Annotated in this window: 13 protein-coding genes; 5 read left to right on the top strand and 8 right to left on the bottom strand. The window is 69.2% G+C overall.

The annotated features are described in order from the left end of the window. Positions 1-5: 5 nt before the first annotated feature. The 5 genes from ABFD52_11235 to ABFD52_11215 all read right to left on the bottom strand — a co-directional run bounded on the left by ABFD52_11235 (position 6) and on the right by ABFD52_11215 (position 6,877). Complete coding sequence (locus ABFD52_11235) at positions 6-1,184, bottom strand: Gfo/Idh/MocA family oxidoreductase (protein MEN6561339.1); 1,179 nt, start codon at positions 1,182-1,184, stop codon at positions 6-8. Positions 1,185-1,202: 18 nt separating this feature from the next. After that, on the bottom strand, positions 1,203-3,194 hold the full coding sequence (locus ABFD52_11230) for a HEAT repeat domain-containing protein (protein MEN6561338.1): 1,992 nt from the start codon (positions 3,192-3,194) through the stop codon (positions 1,203-1,205). Positions 3,195-3,205: 11 nt separating this feature from the next. Further along, the gene (locus ABFD52_11225; GenBank protein MEN6561337.1) at positions 3,206-4,522 is read right to left on the bottom strand and encodes a Gfo/Idh/MocA family oxidoreductase; all 1,317 of its coding nucleotides are present in this window, start codon (positions 4,520-4,522) and stop codon (positions 3,206-3,208) included. 46 nt (positions 4,523-4,568) lie between these two features. Next, on the bottom strand, positions 4,569-5,855 hold the full coding sequence (locus ABFD52_11220) for a Gfo/Idh/MocA family oxidoreductase (protein MEN6561336.1): 1,287 nt from the start codon (positions 5,853-5,855) through the stop codon (positions 4,569-4,571). A gap of 83 nt (positions 5,856-5,938) precedes the next feature. Further along, entirely contained in the window at positions 5,939-6,877 is a 939-nt protein-coding gene (locus ABFD52_11215) for a TIM barrel protein (GenBank protein ID MEN6561335.1), read from the bottom strand. A gap of 338 nt (positions 6,878-7,215) precedes the next feature. Here ABFD52_11215 and ABFD52_11210 point away from each other — a divergent pair, with 338 nt between their 5' ends. Beyond that, entirely contained in the window at positions 7,216-7,698 is a 483-nt protein-coding gene (locus ABFD52_11210) for a hypothetical protein (GenBank protein ID MEN6561334.1), read from the top strand. Positions 7,699-7,892: 194 nt separating this feature from the next. Here ABFD52_11210 and ABFD52_11205 read toward each other — a convergent pair whose 3' ends face one another. Continuing rightward, positions 7,893-10,289 (bottom strand): hypothetical protein, encoded by a 2,397-nt coding sequence (locus ABFD52_11205; protein ID MEN6561333.1) that lies wholly within the window; start codon positions 10,287-10,289, stop codon positions 7,893-7,895. Between the two features lie 72 nt (positions 10,290-10,361). Between ABFD52_11205 and ABFD52_11200 the strand changes: the two genes are divergently transcribed. Then, positions 10,362-11,816, top strand: a complete 1,455-nt coding sequence (locus ABFD52_11200) for a sigma-54-dependent Fis family transcriptional regulator (protein ID MEN6561332.1) — start codon at positions 10,362-10,364, stop codon at positions 11,814-11,816. A gap of 32 nt (positions 11,817-11,848) precedes the next feature. Beyond that, positions 11,849-12,145: a hypothetical protein gene (locus ABFD52_11195; protein MEN6561331.1), complete on the top strand. Its 297-nt coding sequence runs from the start codon at positions 11,849-11,851 to the stop codon at positions 12,143-12,145. Between the two features lie 29 nt (positions 12,146-12,174). Here ABFD52_11195 and nhaC read toward each other — a convergent pair whose 3' ends face one another. Next, positions 12,175-13,641, bottom strand: coding sequence for a Na+/H+ antiporter NhaC (gene nhaC, locus ABFD52_11190; protein MEN6561330.1), 1,467 nt, complete (start codon positions 13,639-13,641; stop codon positions 12,175-12,177). A 76-nt stretch (positions 13,642-13,717) separates the two neighbouring features. Then, complete coding sequence (gene iadA / locus ABFD52_11185; protein ID MEN6561329.1) at positions 13,718-14,887, bottom strand: beta-aspartyl-peptidase; 1,170 nt, start codon at positions 14,885-14,887, stop codon at positions 13,718-13,720. A 127-nt stretch (positions 14,888-15,014) separates the two neighbouring features. Between iadA and ABFD52_11180 the strand changes: the two genes are divergently transcribed. After that, complete coding sequence (locus ABFD52_11180) at positions 15,015-15,824, top strand: hypothetical protein (protein ID MEN6561328.1); 810 nt, start codon at positions 15,015-15,017, stop codon at positions 15,822-15,824. Next, entirely contained in the window at positions 15,803-17,326 is a 1,524-nt protein-coding gene (locus ABFD52_11175; protein MEN6561327.1) for a helicase HerA-like domain-containing protein, read from the top strand. Before ABFD52_11180 ends, ABFD52_11175 begins: the two co-directional genes overlap by 22 nt. Positions 17,327-17,396 lie beyond the last annotated feature (70 nt).

Genomic DNA, 17,396 nt, shown 5'->3' with positions numbered 1-17,396 from the left:
CTCCTTCATATCCCCATCTTGATCCAGACCGCGCCCCTGGCCGAGCTCTCGACGCAGGCCTCGATGAAGCGCAGGCCGCGGACGCCGTCGTCGACGTTCGGGAAGTCGAGGTCGTCGCCGGCAAGCGGCTCGCCGCGGAGACTCTTGGCCAGGGCGCCGATGAAGGTCGAGTAGACGTTGGCGAAGCTCTCGAAGTAGCCTTCGGGATGGCCCGACGGCAGGCGCGAGAGCGATCGGGCCCGCGGCGACATCGGGTCGCGGCCGCGCGAGATCGTTCCGGTCGGCCGGTCCAGGAACGAGACGCGGGCGGTGTTGGGCGTCTCCTGGAACCACTCGACGGCGCCCTTGTCGCCGTAGATGCGCAGGCGCAGGGCGTTGTCGTGGCCGGCCGCGATCTGGGAGCACCAATAGACGCCCTTCGCGCCGCCCCGGTAGTTCAACATGATCGTGGCGTTGTCGTCGAGGGGGCGGTTCGGGCCGAAGCGATCGAGGCGGGCGCAGAGGGATTCGATCTCCAGGCCGGTCATGTAGGCGGCCATGTACTCGATGTGGCTGCCGATGTCGCCGACGCAGTTGGAGGCGCCGGCCAGGGCCGGGTCGGTCCGCCAGGCGGCCTGCTTCTGGCCCGTGTCCTCGAGCCTGGTCGCCAGCCACTCCTGGGGATATTCGCCGTTGACGAAGCGGATCTCGCCGATCTCGCCGGAGCGGATGAGGTCGCGGAGATGCTTGACGATCGGGTAGCCCGAGTAGGCGTACGCGACGCAGAAGAGGCGTCCCGATTCGCGGACGAGGCAGGCCAGGTCCTCGGCGTCGCCCGAGCTCGTCGCCAGCGGCTTTTCGCAGACGACCGCGAAACCGAGCTCGAGGGCCAGCTTGGCGGCCGGGTAGTGGGAGCTGTTGGGCGTGACGATGCTGATGAAGTCGGGCCTGTCGGCCCGGCCGGCCTCGGCCCGGAGCATCTCCTCGAAGGTCCGGTACAGGCGCTCGTTCGGAAGGCCGAGGGATCCGCCCGTTTCCAGCGTGTTCTCGTAGCTCCGCGAGAAGGCGCCGCAGACGAGCTCGGCCTTGCCGTCCATGGCGATGGCCTTGCGGTGGACGTCGCCGATGAAGGCGCCCGGCCCGCCGCCTATCATGCCGTAGCGGAGCTTGGGAGATCTCGTTCCAGAGGCTTGTCCTTCGATCATGGCTTGCCCCCTCTATTCTTACTTTAGGGCTTTTTGGATGCGGTCGGCCGCCGCCTTGGCCTCCGCCGCGACCGCCGCGTCGCCCAGGAGCGATTCCGCCGTCTTCAGGCTGGCCGCGCAGGGGAAGCGGCCGAGCATTCCAAGGACGAGCTTTATCTCCTCCGTCCGCGGCGAGAGAGACAGGACCTTGACCAGGTCCGCCGCCGCGCTTTCGGGCGCCCGGTAGGGCTCGAGCCCGATCATCCGGATATACGCCCGCGTCGCCAGGACCTTGTGGTTGAGCTCCGTGGCCGATCCGGCGATACCGAGGACGTCGTCGCGGGCGGTGATCGTCGGCCAATCGGCCAGCGCCCGGACGGCCGCGTCCACCACGACCCCGTCGGGGCCTCCGAGCGCGTCTCTGACCATGGGGAGAGCCGAGTCGTCGCCGATCTTGCCCAGGACGCGCAGCAGGTCCGCCCTGTTCTGCGGGTCCTTATCGGCGGCCAGCCGGGCCATGACCTCGCCGGCGCGGGCCAGCTCGCGGGGATTGGTCCGGGCCACGGCGGCCACCGTATCTTCCATGGTCTCCCGGGCCTGCTCGTCGTCGAGGCCGGCCAGAAGATCGACGAGCGCCGGGATGTCCCCCTGGGCGCAGAGCGTCCTGAGGGCCGAGGCGGCGCGCGACCGGATCGCCGGGGCCGCGGACCTGACGGCGTCCATCAGCGCGGGCTTGGCCGCGGCGACGCGCCGCTCGCCCGCCGCGCGGATGAGCTCGGCCTTGATCGCGTCGTCGGAGGTTTTGAGGAGATGCGCGAGGACGGCCTCATCGACATCCTTTCCCCTGAGCCGGATCAGGGCGTCCCGCGCCGCATCCTGTTCGGCGCCGGCGGTCCGGGCCGCCTTGGCGGCCAGGAAAAGGACCGACTTGCCGTCGCCGGCCGCCGTGATCGAGCGGAGCGCGGCCAGCCTGACCTCGAGGGCCGGGCTTTCCGCCGCGGCCAGGAGATACGGCCTTGCCGTTTCGGCTGGGTACTTGGCCAGGAGCGCCGCGAGCTGGACGCGGTTCTCCACCGGCAGGCGGTCCATAAGACCGGCCACCGCCGCGATATCCGCCGCGGCGAAATTCGCCGGGACCGCGGCCAGGGCCGGCGCGTAGAGCAGCGCGTCCTTCCCGGACAGGGCCTTGAGGATCATGTCCCTGGCCGCGGCCGCCGTGGCCAGCCGGCCCTTGAACGCGGCCTGCCGCAGGACCGGCGTGGCGCCGGCCGCGAAAACCCGGTCATAGACGGAGGCCGCGGCGGCCCTGTCGCCGTGAGCCAGGGCCTGTTCCGCGGCCAGCATCAGGGCCGAGGCGGCCTCGGCTCTCAGCGACAGGCTGGCCTTGCCGAGCACGGCGGTCAGGCTCTTGACGGCCTCCGGTCCGCCGGTCTTGCCGAGCGCCTTGACGGCGTCGGCCGCCAGGACGGCGTCCGGGCCGCCGGCCAGCCCGGCCAGCGCCGGAACGGCCGCGACGGACCGCCTCTCGCCGAGCGAGAAGACGACGCCGCGGCGGATGTCGCCCCGCGCCTTGTCCAGCGCTCCGAGCAGGGCCCGGTCGGCCTCGCCGCCGGGGATCCGTTCGAGCGCATAGCGGGCCGGGCCCGTCGTCCCGGGCTTGAGCACGAGTCCGGAGAGGACCGGCACCGAGTCGGGGCCGCCGATGAGCCGGAGGGCCCGGCAGGCGGCCATCAGCCCGGCCGGCGCAGGCGAGCCCTGGACGAACTTGAGGAGCGCGGCTTCGGCCTCCAGGCGGGCCTGGGCGTTGTCCTTGCGAGCGAAGACATAGGCCCGCAGCCGCATCGCCGGGCCGACATCGGACGCATCGTAAGCCTGGAGATCCTTGAGGATGAGGTCCAGGGACTCGACGACGAGGCCCATTTCGCGCTTGGTCTTATCGTCCATCTGGCTCGCCGCCGGCTGGGCCGCAAGCGCCAGCGAAACCGCGAGTAGGGCAGCCGCGACGGCGATCGGTCTTCCTGCGTTCTTCATGGCTGCTCTCCTCACTCCGGCAGCTGCCAGGGTTGGCGATAGGAGTGGCCGAGGAGCCGCTCCGCTTCCGGGTCGCCGATGATGGTCTCGGTCCGGGGGTCCCACTTGATCTTGCGGCCGACCTCCATAGCGATGACGCCGAGGTGGCCGACGCTGGCCGAGCGGTGGGCCGTCTCGGCCGGGGCGATCGTCGCCGCCCGGCTGCGGACGCAGTCGAGGAAGTTCTGCTGGTGGTCGCGGCTCTTGTAGAGACGCACCTCCTCCGGCCCGATGACCTCGCGCTTGAGGCCGGCCGGCTCGGTCTCGAACTGCCCCCGGTCGACCCAGATCCAGCCGTACTCGCCGATCCACTTGGTCCCGCTCCAGATCTCGTCGTGGCCGCCGGCCAGGACCAGCGGCGTCCCGTCGGCGTACCTGGCCTGGACGTAATAGCGGATCGGGCTGTTGTAGATGCCCGAGGCCGGGAACTCGCCCTTGGCCTCGATCTCGACCGGGCCGGTCTCGTCCCAGCCCATGCCCCAGTGGGCGATGTCAAGGTGATGGCCGATCCAGTCCATGTACTGGCCGCCGCCGAAATCCATGTTCCAGCGCCAGTTCATGTGCACCCTGGCCTTGCAGTAGGGCCACCAGGGCGCCGGTCCGATCCAGAAGTCGTAGTCCAGGTTCGGCGGCGGCGGGACCAGGGCCTCCTGGCCGAAGGTCCCGGCGAAATCGTAGTGGCCCTGCGGCAGGCCGACCTCGATCCTTTTGATCTTGCCGACGCGGCCGTTGCGGACGAGCTCGCAGGCCTGATGGAAGTTCTCGACCGAGCGCTGCCAGGAGCCTGTCTGCCAGACCCGGCCGTAGCGCCTGACGGCGTCGCAGAGAGCCCGGCCCTCGCGCAGGTTGTGGGTCAGGGGCTTCTCGCCGTAGACGTCGAGCCCGGCCCGCAGGGCCGCGATCGACAGGATGGCGTGCCAGTGGTCGGGCACGGCGATCGAGACGGCGTCGAGGTCCTTGCGCAGATAGAGCTCGCGGAAATCGTGGTACGTGGCGCAGCTCTTGTTGCCGTATTTCTTGTCGACCGTGGCCTTGGCCCGGGCCAGCGGCTCCGTGTCCAGGTCGCAGGCGGCCACCCACTGGACCTCGGGCTTCTCCAGGAAGTTGGCCATGTTGTCCGGGCCCATCATGCCGAAGCCGATGCCGGCCATGACGATCCGGTCCGACGGAGCGACGGCCCCGTCCCGGCCCAGGGCCGAGGCCTTGACGATGGCCGGGAAGCCGGCCACGGCCGCGCCTCCCGCCGCCGCGACGGTCTTGAGGAAATGCCGACGGTTCATTTGGCTCATGCGTCCTCCAGGATTCAATGATGCCATCCGGCGATCCTTCGTCCGGCTAGACGAGCGGGGTGACCCCCGGCACGGCCACGGGGTCGACCGGGTTCGGCCCGAACTCGTATTTCGCCGGCGAGAGGTCTAGCTTCGAGGCGTTCATGGCCCAATCCCAGGACAGGGCCCGGCCGGTGTAGGCGCTCATGCGGCCCATGATGGCGCACATCGTGCTCTCGGCGATACGCTTGCCCTCGTTGAGCGGCCTGCCGGCCCGGATGCTGGCGATCAGGTCGGCGTGTTCGACGACGTAGGGATTGGGCTCGTCGCCCTCGAACTTCCAGGCGTTCGGGCCCAGGATCTCGCCGTAGCCGAAGGCCTGGCCTTTGGCGCCGACGATCTTCTCCTCGACGCGGTCGGCGCAGCCCTTGATCTGGCGGCACTGGCTGGCGACCCGGACGCCGTTCGGGTACTCGAACTCGACGGCGAAGTGGTCGAAGATGTTGCCGTATTCCGGAGCCGTCCGGACCTGGCGGCCGCCCAGGCCCATGACCTTGACCGGCGTTGCGCCGAGGGCCCAGTTCATGACGTCGATGTTGTGGACGTGCTGCTCGACGATGTGGTCGCCGGAAGTCCAGGAGAAGTAGAGCCAGTTGCGGCACTGCCACTCCATCTCGCTCATCTCCGGCGTCTTCCTGATGACCCAAAGGTCGCCCTGGTTCCAGTAGCACTGGCCGCCGACAATCTCGCCGATGGCCCCTTCGCGGACGCGCCGCATGAGCTCGAGGTAGCTCTTCTGGTGGCGCCGCTGCGTGCCGGCGACGATGGCCAGGCCCTTGGACGCGGCCAGCTCCGAGCTGGCGATGACCGAGCGGACGCCGGCCGGGTCGACGGCGACCGGCTTCTCCATGAAGACGTTCTTGCCGGCCTCGATCGCGGCCTTGAGGTGGATGGGCCGGAATCCGGGCGGGGCGGCCGTGACGATGTAGTTGATGTCCTTGATCTCCAGGAGCTTCTTGTAGCCGTCGAGGCCCGTGAAGCAGCGTTCCGGCTTTACCTTCAGCGCGGCCGGGACCTTTTCGCCGAGGGTCTTGAGGCAGCCCTCGATCCGGTCCTTGAAGGGATCGAAGAGGGCGATGATCTCGACGCCCGGGGAGGACTCGACCGCGTTGACGGCCGCGCCCGTGCCCCGGCCGCCGCAGCCGATGACCCCGATCTTGATCGTGTCCGACCCGCCGGCGAAAAGCCCCCCGGCCCCGGACATGGCGCCGGCCAGCGTCGCCGCCGAGGCGATGGAGGCGACCGAAGCCGTCTTGAGGAAGTCCCGGCGCGTCAGCTCGTGATTCTCGCTCATCGATGTTCTCCTTTTCCGGAAGGGGTCAAACCCGCTTTTTGCCCAAAAACGAGCAAAAGCGGGTTCGCCCCCCTCTTTTTTCTCTAAAAGTTGTCGGCCTGGCGGTAGGCCTCTAGGAGCGCCTTCTCGCCCTCGAGCCCGGGCTTGCTCTTGCCGTGCTCGAGGCACAGGACGTCCGCGTAGCCCTTGCCGCGGATGTGCTTGAAGATGTTGCGGTAGTTCATCTCGCCCGTGCCCGGCTCCTTCCGCCCCGGCGAGTCGCCGACGTGGAAGGAGGCCAGCTCGTCCCAGCAGGCGTCGATGTTGGGGATGATGTTCCCCTCGGTGATCTGCTGGTGGTACATGTCGTCGAGGATCTTGACCGACGGGCTGGCGACGGCCTTCGAGATCTCGTAGGCCTGGGCCATCCTGGTCAGGAAAAGCCCCGGGTGGTCCTTGGGGTTGAGCGGCTCGAGGACGATGACCAGGCCCGACGGCTCGCAGATCGCGGCCATCCGCTTGAGGTTATCGACGACGTTGGCCGTCTGGTAGCCCCAGTCGTTGCTCAAGTTAAAGCGGCCGGGGACGGCCAGCGTCCAGCGGCAGCCGGTCCGCCTGCCGGTCTCGACCGCCGTCCTGAAGCGGCCGGCCAGCATGTCGCGGACGGCCCCGTCCCGGGTGACGAAGGATTCGACGCCGAAGTCGGCGTAGACGACGAACGGGCCGATGGTCAGGCCGAGCCGGCTCGATTCCCGGGCCAGGGCCTCCTGCTCGGCCGCAGGCCGGCCCATCAGGCCGTTGTCGAACCAGGCCGTGAAGCCCTGGTCGCCCATGAACTTGAGCTGGTCGATAAAGTTCTTTCCGGCGCTGGCCTCGAACATGCCCAGGCTGGGGGCGTACTTGAGCTTGAACCCGGCACCCTTGCCGGCCGCGGGCCCGGCCTGAGCGCCGCCGGCGAAAGGCGCGACGGTCAACGCGGCCGACCCCAGGGCCGCCGCTTTGAGGAAGTCCCTTCGGGACCGGCCGGTCTCTTTCTCTATCACATTCGTCCTCCTAGGCGGAGATCCCGGGCGGCAAAAGCGGACTCCAGAGGCCCGATGCTCATGTCGTGCGGCGACGGGTCCGGGGCGAAGGGAGACGGCGATCGCGGAGCGCGTTTGATGCAGCCACGGCACGCCGATTCTATTAAAAAGCGGGGCGGCATTTCAACCTGCGCCGATAGCCGGGCGCCCGGCCCCTCGGAGTTCTTCCCGCCGGGGGGCTTGTCCCTCTTCCCGGCCCGGCCCCGGGGCCCCGCCGCCGGTCCGGGGGCCGCAAGAACCGGGCTTGATTTCGGGCCTCCTGTTGTTATATGCGTTATGGGAAAGAGGAGAGGAACGCCATGATGATCGAATACTTCCACGCCTCGAAGTACGGCAACGGCGCCCTGGTGGCCGAGGAGTTCCGGAAGCGGATGGCCGCGCGGGGAGTCACCGTCAACGTCCATCACGTCCGCGACGCGAAGCCCAAGGAGATGCCCCCGGCCGACCTGTACGTGTTCAGTTCGCCGGGGCGGATGGGCCGGCCGATCGGGCGCATGCGCCGGTTCTTGAAGAAGCTCCGGCTGCCGGCCGGGACGAAGTACGCCATCCTGACCACGGAAGGCGCGCCCAAGCCCGAAAAGGAGACCGGGCGGCCGCCCAACGAGGAGGAGCTGGCCCGGCTGCAGCGCGTCATCCCGATCATGCGCGGCCTCCTGCAGGGCAAAGGACTGGCCGGGGTGGCCGAGGGCAAGGTCATGGTGATGGGCATCAAGGGGCCCCTCGAGGAGGGCTGGCAGGAGAAGGTGGAAGCTTACGCCGCCCGGATCCCCATCCTGCCCTGAGGGCCCGGCCGCAAACGTCCCCGTCCTTTTGTCCGGGACCGTCAAGCAGGCTTTGATCTCGTCATGAGGAGGTCTGGATGAGATCCCGCAGCGCCGCACCGCTTTCCCGGGCACTGCCCTTATCTCCTGCGGACGGTCTCGCCCGAGCTGAAGGTGCCGTCCGAGATCCGGTGAAAGGAGGGGGCGCCCCCTTCTCAACGGTATTTCAGATAGGCCTTGGGGTCGAGGCCGGAGTCCGGCGGCATCCGCCACATGAAGTCGGGATCGATCCGGGGCTCGTCGTCCCGGTGTTCCTTCATCAGGGCGATCTTCTTCCGGATGAGCTCGGCCAGGTTCGGGCCGTACATGTTGAAGGTCTCGCCCGTCGGGTCGATGGGCATGAACCGGACCTTCGAGGTCTCGAAGAGCGCGGCCAGGTCCGCGGCGTTCCGGATCTCGTCGTCGACCATGGCCCGCACGGCGGTCCGGCGGCGGGCCTTTTCGGCCGGGTCCTTGGCCTCGAGATAGCCGTGGACGCCGGCCACCCAGGCGGCCGTGTTGCGCAGGGTCCGGAAATAGCAGCGCAGGGCCCGGAGCCGGTCGAGCTGATCGACCAGGACTTCCACGTCGCCGCTATAACGCCGGCGGCCGTCCGGCTCGATCCGGACCCCGTCGGGCACGCGATCGATGGCCGCGCCCAGAACGGCGATGGCCTCGTCGAGCGGCGGCCACGTCGCCCGGTCGGCCTGGGCCACGGCCGCATCGGCCTGGGCGGTCGTCATGAGCGTCCAAAGGATGTCCATGCCCAGGTCGACGAGGTTGGGATTGTTGAAGGTCACGGTCATGAACTTCTCGTAATAGGCCCGCTCGGCCTCGGGGATCTTGCCGATGTCCGGGGCGAACGGCCGGACGAGCAGCCGGTACCAGGGGAAGCTCCAGTTGTTGTCGCCGTAGAGCATGATCGGCGGGAAGCCCCGGACGGCCGCGTCGCAGAGCCGCCAGGCCTTGACCAGCGCCGCGTCGGCCGGCGGATCGGCCCAGCGCGCCGCGGTCGCGGCGACGACGGCGTCGACGTCCGCGGCCGGATCGAAGTTGATGGCCCGCAGGACCTCCCGGTTGACGTCGTAGGGCGCGAGCGGCTGCGGGTCGACCGTGACCTGGGCCTTGTCGAAGCCCGCGGCCTGGAGACCGCGCACCTCCTCGGCGGCCAGCCACGGGGAAGGGATGCCGAGAAGGTAGTTGTTCTGGAGGCGCGTCGTGGTGAAGATCTCGCTGCCCTTGGCCGGCAGGGCCTTGAGTCGCCGGCCCCGGGGCGAATCGTCGAGCTCCTTCGGCGCGACCCAGAGGTCGAGCCCCGGGGTCAGGCCGTCGAGGATGAACGCTTCCTCGTTCGAGAAGGAGAAGAGGTTGAAAAGCAGCCGGAAATCGGGACGGGTCTCGGCGGCGGCGTCCCGCAGGACCCGGAAGTAGCGCAGGACGTTCTCGGCCGCCGCCCGGGCGATCGACTCGTGCGATTTCCATTCCCGGACGAGATAGGCCCCGCCGTTGCGCCCGGCGTAGAGGCTGGCCGTGTACTCGAAGCCCGAGCCGCTGTCGTTTGTCCAGAGATAGATGTACCCCAGCTCGGGCACTTCCTTCATCAGCCGGCGCACGAGCTCGGCGTAATGCCAGCGGACCGCCGGATGCGACAGGGTCAGTGTGTAGCGGGGCCGGTAGCTCCGGAAGGGATGGTCGACGCGGGCGCCGCGCAGGTAGGGGTATCTCTCCAGGACGGCGTCGGGGACCGAGCGCGGCGAGCTGATATTGAGGCCGGGGGTCAGGCCGTATTTCACGGCCAGCCTGGCGTTCTCCTTGAGGAGGGCCAGGTTGGCCTCGAGATATTCGGGGGAGTAGGCCCCGGCGTTGAGCGGGGTCTCGACGAACTGGTCGAGGTCGGGGCTGAAATAATAGAAACGGTAGTAGATCTCGCCGGGCGGCCCCTGCTCGGCCGGCATGTCCTTGGCCAGGGCGTTGACGGGGACGTGGCTGAACCCCAGCCGGGCCAGCTCGCGGACCGAGGCCTCGGCGTCGTAGCCGGCGGCCGCGCGCTTCGGGTTGGCCAGGTAGTTGTCGCCGCCCTCGAGGCGCGAGAAGCGGGTCCAAACGAGCCGCCCTTTCTCGAACTCCTTGGCTTCGAGCCCGTGCCAGTCGTCGTCGACCATCCGGAAGAGGGCGTAGAGGAGATGGGGCGCCGAAGAGACGAGCTCGCCCGAGCCGTCCGGGCCAAGCCGGAAGTACATCCAGCTCTTCCCCCCGGCGTTCCGGAGGGCTTCGGCGCCCGGCCCGTCGGCCAAGCCTTCGCCGGCGACAGCGATGCGGAAGACGCCGGCCTCTGACGCCGGCCCCTTGTCCGGTCCGACGGGCCGGATCTCCGCCCGATCGGCCCAACAGACCCGCATCTCCTCGGCTACCGTCCGGTCGACCGGCCGGCCGTTCGCCGGCACGGCCAGGAGCCGGACCTTTTTAAGGACGTTGGCCACCGTCGGCGCCGCGCCGGCGCACGGCCCGGCGGCCGGAAAGGCGATGAGAGCCAGAATTCCCAGGAGACCCAGGACGGCCGCGCGTCTTGACATCTGCTCCTCCTTGCCGGGGGTCCGTCCGGGACGGCGAGGCTTTATTCTAGGGGATTCCGCGGACGGGGCGCAATGAGAAAATCCCGCCGCTCCGTTCGTCGCTTAATTGTGACCCCCCAGTTCCTCTCCCGCATCGCCGAGGTCGTCTTCGATCACGTCACCGCAGACCTGGGCGTTTTCCGCGCCTTCGATGCCAAGGGCGATCCGGCCTTCGAGGCCTGCCGCGGCCCCGGCGGCCCGCAGGGCCTGGCCGCGACGGCCAGGCAGGCCGGCGAGATACTGCTCGGACGGGCCCTCGAGATCGGCCGTCCGGTCCTCGTTCCGGACCTGCGGCGGGAGCCGCTCTTCGCCGACCTCGAGCTCGACGGCGACGGCAACCGCCCCCGCAGCGTCCTGGCCTATCCCTGGATCGTCCGCGGCCGTCCGGCGGGCATCGTCCTGCTGGTCCGCCGCGGCGAGGTCCGGCCTTTCGACGCCGACAACATGGAGTTCCTGACCCTGGCCCTGGCGCCGCTCCTCTTTCTCCTGAGGAAGAACGGCGGCCCGGCGCCGGCAGCCGACACGGGGCCGCCGTCCGGAACGGCCGCGTTCCTGGGCGAGGCGGCGGCGGTCCGCCGAGTCCGGGCCATGATCGAGAAGGTCCGGGACACGGACGCCCCGGTCTTCATCGCCGGCGAGAGCGGTACGGGCAAGGAGCTGGCCGCCAAGATCCTCCACGAGACGGGCTGCCGCCGGACCGGGCCGTTCGTGGCCGTCAACTGCGCCGCCATCCCGGAAGCGCTCCTCGAAAGCGAGCTCTTCGGCCACGCCCGGGGCTCCTTCACCGGCGCTTTCCGGGACAAGACCGGCCTGGTCGAGGAGGCCTCGGGCGGCACCTTCTTCCTCGACGAGATCGGCGACCTGCCGCTGGCCCTGCAGTCCAAGCTCCTCCGCGTCCTCGAGGAGAAGACGGTCCGGCGGGTGGGCGAGACGCGGCCGCGGGCCGTGGACGTCCGCTTCGTCAGCGCCACCAACAAGGACCTCGAGGCCGAGGTCGAGCGCGGCCGCTTCCGCCAGGACCTGTTCTACCGGCTGAAGATCATCGCCATCGACCTGCCGCCCCTGCGCGAGCGGCCGGACGACGCCCACCTCCTGCTCAACCACTTCCTGGACGAGTTCGCCCGCTCGATGCGGCGGCCGCGGCCCTTCGTCTCGCCGGTCGCGCTGGAGATGCTGCTCCGCTATCCCTGGCCGGGCAACGTCCGCGAGCTCCAGAACGAGGTCCAGCGGCTCCTGGTCCTGGCCGGGGGCGGGCCGCTCATCCTCGAGGAGCACCTGTCCCCCAAGATCAACCCGGCCGGGGAGACCCATTCGAACGCCTCGCGCCGGCTGGCCGAGGCCCGGGCCGACTTCGAGCGGCGCTTTCTGCGCGAGGCCCTGGTCCGCTGCCGCTATCACCGGACCAGGACCGCGGCCGAGGTCGGCCTGACCCGCCAGGGCCTGTTCAAGCTCCTGAAGAAGCATGGCATCGAGGCCAAGGCGGGTTGATGGGGAGGCGGCCCTTATGCTACATTCGCGTCATGGCGGATCCTCAACAGAAGGACGGGAAGCACGTCTTTTCGGTCGTCTGCCCCTGCTGCGGCGCCACCCTCTGGGTCGACGGGGAGACGCGGTCCGTTCTGCGCTCCGAGAAGGCCAAGAAGGCCAAGGGCTCGCTCGACGACTTCCTGGTCAAGGAGCACAAGCGGCAGAGCGAGTTCGACCGCAAGTTCGACGCGACCTTCGAGCTCCAGAAAGAAAAGCACGACCAGGCCGACGAGCTGTTCAAGAAAGCCCTGGAGAAGGCCGAAAAAGGGGAGGACGACGAAGGAACTTAGGGGGGCGGGCTCGGCCTCCGGTTCCGGAGCTAGCTCCCGGCCTGCGTCTCGTCCTCCCGCTTGCGCGGGGCCATCGTCCAGCCGGTGAACCCGAAGAGGATTAGCATCCCGACCGAGAGGTAGTTCATGAAGGCCCAGGGCAGATATGAGAAGGTCGAGACGCCCAGGGTGCCCGTGATGTAGACGCCGGCCATGCTCCAGGGGATGAGCGGCACGATGATGCCGCCGCTCTCCTCGATGATGCGGGACAGGTTCTTGGCCGCCAGGCCCTTCTTTTTAAAGACGGGCGCCAGCAGGTCGGCCGGCAGGATCATCGACAGGTAAGAGCTGCCGGTGATCAGGGCCGAGAGGACGGCCGCGCCGATCGTGGTCAGGACCAGGCTCCAGACGTGCCGGGTGAAGCCCATGACCCGGTCCAGGATCGCGGCCAGGCAGCCCGTGGCCTGCATGATGCCGCCGTAGGCGAAGGCGGTGAAGGCGATGAGCTGGGTCTCCATCATGCTCATCATGCCGCCCTTGGTCAGGAGCTTGTCCACGACCTCGACGCCCGTCCGGGGGGGCAGGCCCGTGTTCATGGCCGTGGCCACGACCGTCAGCGGGATCTTCTGGACGACGACGGCCAGGACGGCGGCCGTGAGCGACGACAGGACCATGGCCGGGATGGTCGGCTTCTTGGCGATGGCGAAATAGAAGATGACGGCCATGGGCAGGAGCAGGAGGAGGTTGAAGCGGAAGTTGGCCCTGAGCGTCGACAGGATCAGGTCCAGCGTCTCCGACCGGGCCGAGGCCGCGCCGTACTTCAGGCCGGCGATCGAATAGAGCGCCAGCCCGGCCAGCCAGGCCGGCCCGGCCGAGGGGATCATGTGCTTGATGTGGTCGAACAGGTTCGACCCGGAGATGACCGTGGCCAGGTTGGGGATGTCGGAGAGCGGCGACATCTTGTCCCCGAAGTAGGCCCCGGCCACGACCGCCCCGGCCGCCGGGCCGAGCGGGATGCCGAGGCCCATGGCGATGCCGATGAAGGCCACGCCGATCGTTCCGATCGTGCCCCACGACGTGCCGCAGGCGAGGGAGACGACGGACGAGACGAGGCAGGCCGTGGCCAGGAAGAACTTCGGCGAGATGAGCTTGAGCCCGTAGTAGATGACCATGGGGATGGTGCCGCTGGCCATCCAGGAGCCGACGAGCAGCCCGACCGAGAGCATGATCAGGATGGCCGGCAGGGCCTTGTGGATGCTTTCGACGATGCCCCGCTCCATGTCCTTCCACTTGAAGCCGAGGACCAGGCCGAGGAGGGCCGAGATCGCGGCCGCCGCGACCAGCAGGATCTGGGCCTTGATCCTGTAAACTCCGTAGCCGACGCCGAGGAGCAGGGCCATGGCGGCGAGCGGGATGAGGGCGACGCCGAACGAGGGCCGCTTCCCGGCGGCGTTGATCGGAGACGGGGAGCCGGCCGGGGGGTTCGGAACGGTCGCTTTTTCTGGTTGATCCGCCATAAGCCTTTTCTCCTTGCTTGATTCAGGTCCGGTCATGAGGGACAGCCCGCTCGTCGCGCCCGGGGACAGCCCCCGATCAGGCGCTGAACGTGCCGCGGGCCAGGAGCTTCCCGCCCGCCATCAGGCGCTGGCCCCGGGCGAAAACGTCGACGGGGCCGAGGCCGCCGTCGACGACGAGGACATCGGCGTCCCGGCCCGGCTCGATCCGGCCTTTCCGGCCGAGCTTGTAGAAATCGGCCGCGTTGGTCGCGAAGACGCGGACGGCCGCTTCGAGCGGCAGGAGCCCGGTCCGGACGGCCTCGCGGAACTTGAGCAGCAGGTCCTGCTCTGTGGCGATAGCCAGCCGGACCAGCCGGCCGCCGGCGTCGAAGACCGGCATGCTGCCGTTGCCGTCCGAACTGGCCATGACCCGGGTCAGGGGCAGCCCCCGGCGGGCGAAGGCGGCCAGGGCGTCCTCGAACCGGACGTCGGGATCGCCGGGCGCCGGCTCGGGCCCGACGGTGATGTCGACCGCGCCGCCGGCCGCGACCCACTCGAGGGCCTGGTCGAACAGGCCCGGATTGCGGGTGACGTGGGTCGGGATGACCTGGGTCACGGGGATCTCGGTTTCGCGGACCAGCCGGAACAGGAACTCGAGCCCCCGCCGGCCGTCGCCGAGATGGCAATGGAGCACGCCCGCCTTGCCGCCGAGCAGGCCGCCGACGCGGCACTCGGCCGCCAGGCGCGCGATCTCGTCGAAGGTCGGCTGCGAGGAGCGGTGGTCGCTGAGGGCGATCTCGCCGGCCCCGATGACCTTGTCGATGAGAGCGAGGTCCGAGCGGACGCTGCCGGTCAGAGTCTGGACCGGGACCTCGTAGGAGCCGGCGAAGATGAAGGTCGAGACGCCTTCGATCTCGAGGGCCCGGGCCTTGGCCAGGAGGGACGCCATCCGGCGCGTGATCCCGTCCGTCCCCAGGCAGCCGATGACCGTCGTGACGCCGCAGGCCGCGATGTCCTCGACCCGGATCTCGGGGGCCCGGGTGGCCGGGCCGCCCTCGCCCCCGCCGCCCAGGATGTGGACGTGGGGGTCGATCAGGCCGGGCAGGACGCGCTTCCCGGACGCGTCCACGACCTGGCCGCCGCAGCCGTCGACGCCGAGGCGGCCGGGCTCGGCCACGGCCTCGATGACGCCGCCCGCGAGCAGCACATCCCTGCGGCCGAGGGGCTCGGGGGCGAAGACCTCGCCGCCGCGTATGAGCGTGATCATGAGCGCCTCCTTCGACGGTTGACGGGCCATAAATTAACATGCCTGTCCGGCCTTAGCAAGCCGGTCCCCGGGCTTGGCCCGGCGCTTTGAAATCGGGAGGGCCTTCCGGTAGAATAATCGCGCGGCCATGGGCACGTTCGAAGAGGAATTCGAATACCTGCGCGGGTTCGTCGACCGGACCTGCCGCTTCCTGCTGCTGCCCAAGAAGATCGACCTCCGGGGCGCCGGGAACTTCGTCCCCGAGGGCCCGAACATCATCGTCGGCAACCATATCGGCGCCTACAAGGACGTGGCCGTCCTGTTCCGGACCGTGCCCCGGATGATCTACTTCACGGCCAACCAGATGATCTTCACCCGGGAGGGGGCGTCCGAGCTCGTCCTCCGCCACCTCCACCGCCACATGGGCAGGATCGGCGGCTTTGTCCACATCCTGCTCGGCCCGTTCTACCGCTTCATGGTCACGTATGTCTCCGGCCACATCGCCCGGGTCGGCACCATCCCGGTCGACATCTACGGCAGCAAGCGCGCGTCCATTTTGAGGTGCCAGGACTATCTGGACCGGGGCCGGTCCATCATCGCCCTCCAGGGCCGGGGCCGGGTCTTTCCCAAGGAGCCGAACCCTTACGTCAAGGATTTCCGGCGGGGCGTCTCCATCATGGCCTACAACCTTTATAAGGAGCGCGGACTGTCCGTCCCCGTGACGCCATTGTCGATCTTCGGCACGCACATCATGTGGGGGGTCCCGGCGACGATCAGGATAAACGTCGGCCCGCCGCTGTTCATCAGGGATTACTGGACCGGCGAGGAGGTTTCGACCGTCGAGACCTTCCGGGCGGCCCTGCAGAAGACCGTCACCGGCCTGCTGCGGGCGAGCCTCGGCTGGGAGGCGCCGCCCAAAAAGAAAAGGAGGTTCCCATGGCCCTTGAAGGCTTGCTGATCGCCAGGAACGCCGAGGAGGACCTGCTGCTTCTGCCGCGGATGGCCAACCGCCACGGCCTCATCGCCGGGGCGACCGGCACGGGCAAGACGGTCACCCTTCAGGTCATGGCCGAGCGCTTCAGCCGCATCGGCGTCCCGGTCTTCATGGCCGACGTCAAGGGCGACCTGGCCGGGATCAGCCAGGCCGGCGCGGCCAATCCCAGGATCCAGGAGCGCGTCAAGACGCTCAAGCTCGGCGACTTCGCCTTCGCGGCGAGCCCGGTGACGCTCTGGGACATCTTCGGCGAGCAGGGCCACCCGGTCCGGACGACGGTCTCGGACCTGGGGCCGCTGCTCCTCTCGCGCCTCCTCAACCTCAACGACGTCCAGAGCGGCGTCCTGAGCATCGTCTTCCGCATCGCCGACGATCAGGGGCTGCTCCTCCTCGATTTCAAGGACCTGCGGACCATGGCCCAGTACGCGGGCGACCACGCCGGCGAGTTCGAGACGGAATACGGCCGGATCTCGCCGGCCAGCATCGGGGCCATCCAGCGCGGCCTGCTCGCGCTCGAGGAGCAGGGCGCCGCCCGGTTCTTCGGCGAGCCGGGGCTGGACATCGGCGACCTCATGCAGACGGACGGCTCCGGCCGGGGCATCGTCAACATCCTCGCCGCCGACAAGCTCATGCTGACGCCCCGGGCCTATTCGACCTTCCTGCTCTGGCTCATGTCGGAGCTCTTCGAGCGCCTGCCCGAGGTCGGCGATCAGGACAAGCCGCGGCTCGTTTTCTTCTTCGACGAGGCCCACCTCCTGTTCGCCGACGCGCCTCAGGTCCTGCTGGAGAAGATCGAGCAGGTCGTCCGCCTCATCCGCTCCAAGGGGGTCGGCATCTACTTCGTCACCCAGAACCCCCTGGACGTCCCCGACGTCATCCTCGGCCAGCTCGGCAACCGCGTCCAGCACGCCCTGCGAGCCTTCACTCCCCGTGACCAGAAGGCCGTCAAGTCGGCGGCCGAGACCTTCCGGCAGAATCCCAAGGTCGACGTCGAGACCGAGATCACCCAGCTCGGCACGGGCGAGGCCCTGGTCTCCTTCCTCGACGAGAAGGGCCAGCCGGGGATCGTCGAGCGGGCCTTCGTCCTGCCGCCGTACAGCCGCATCGGGCCGATCGCCCCGCCGGAGCGACAGGCCCTCATCCAGGGTTCGCTCGTCTTCGGGCATTACGAGAAGGCCGTCGACCGCGAATCGGCTTACGAGATGCTCAAGGCCCGGGCCGGGCAGCAGGCCGCGGCCCAGGCCCAAGCCCAGCGGGCGCCCTATGCCTATCCCGCCCCGGAGGGGCAGGGCCGGGCCCCCCGGCCCTATCCTGATCATCCGCAGGAGCCCCGCCGGCCGGCCGGGCGGCCGGGTGACACGCTGATCGAGGCCATGGCCAAGAGCGCGGCCCGGTCGGTCGGCTCCAGTCTCGGCCGTCAGATCATCCGCGGCGTCCTCGGCTCGATCCTCGGCGGCCGCCGCTAAGAGGGGGTCGAGCCCGCGTTGGGGAGCGGGGCCCCCCGAAAGGGAATCCCTGCCCAGCCGCGGCCTTTTT

The organism is Acidobacteriota bacterium, assembly GCA_039683095.1.
Classification (GTDB): Bacteria; Acidobacteriota; Aminicenantia; order Aminicenantales; family Saccharicenantaceae; genus RBG-16-66-30.
Note: the sequence above shows the minus strand (reverse complement) of the source record. Positions and strands in the feature narration are given on the sequence as shown.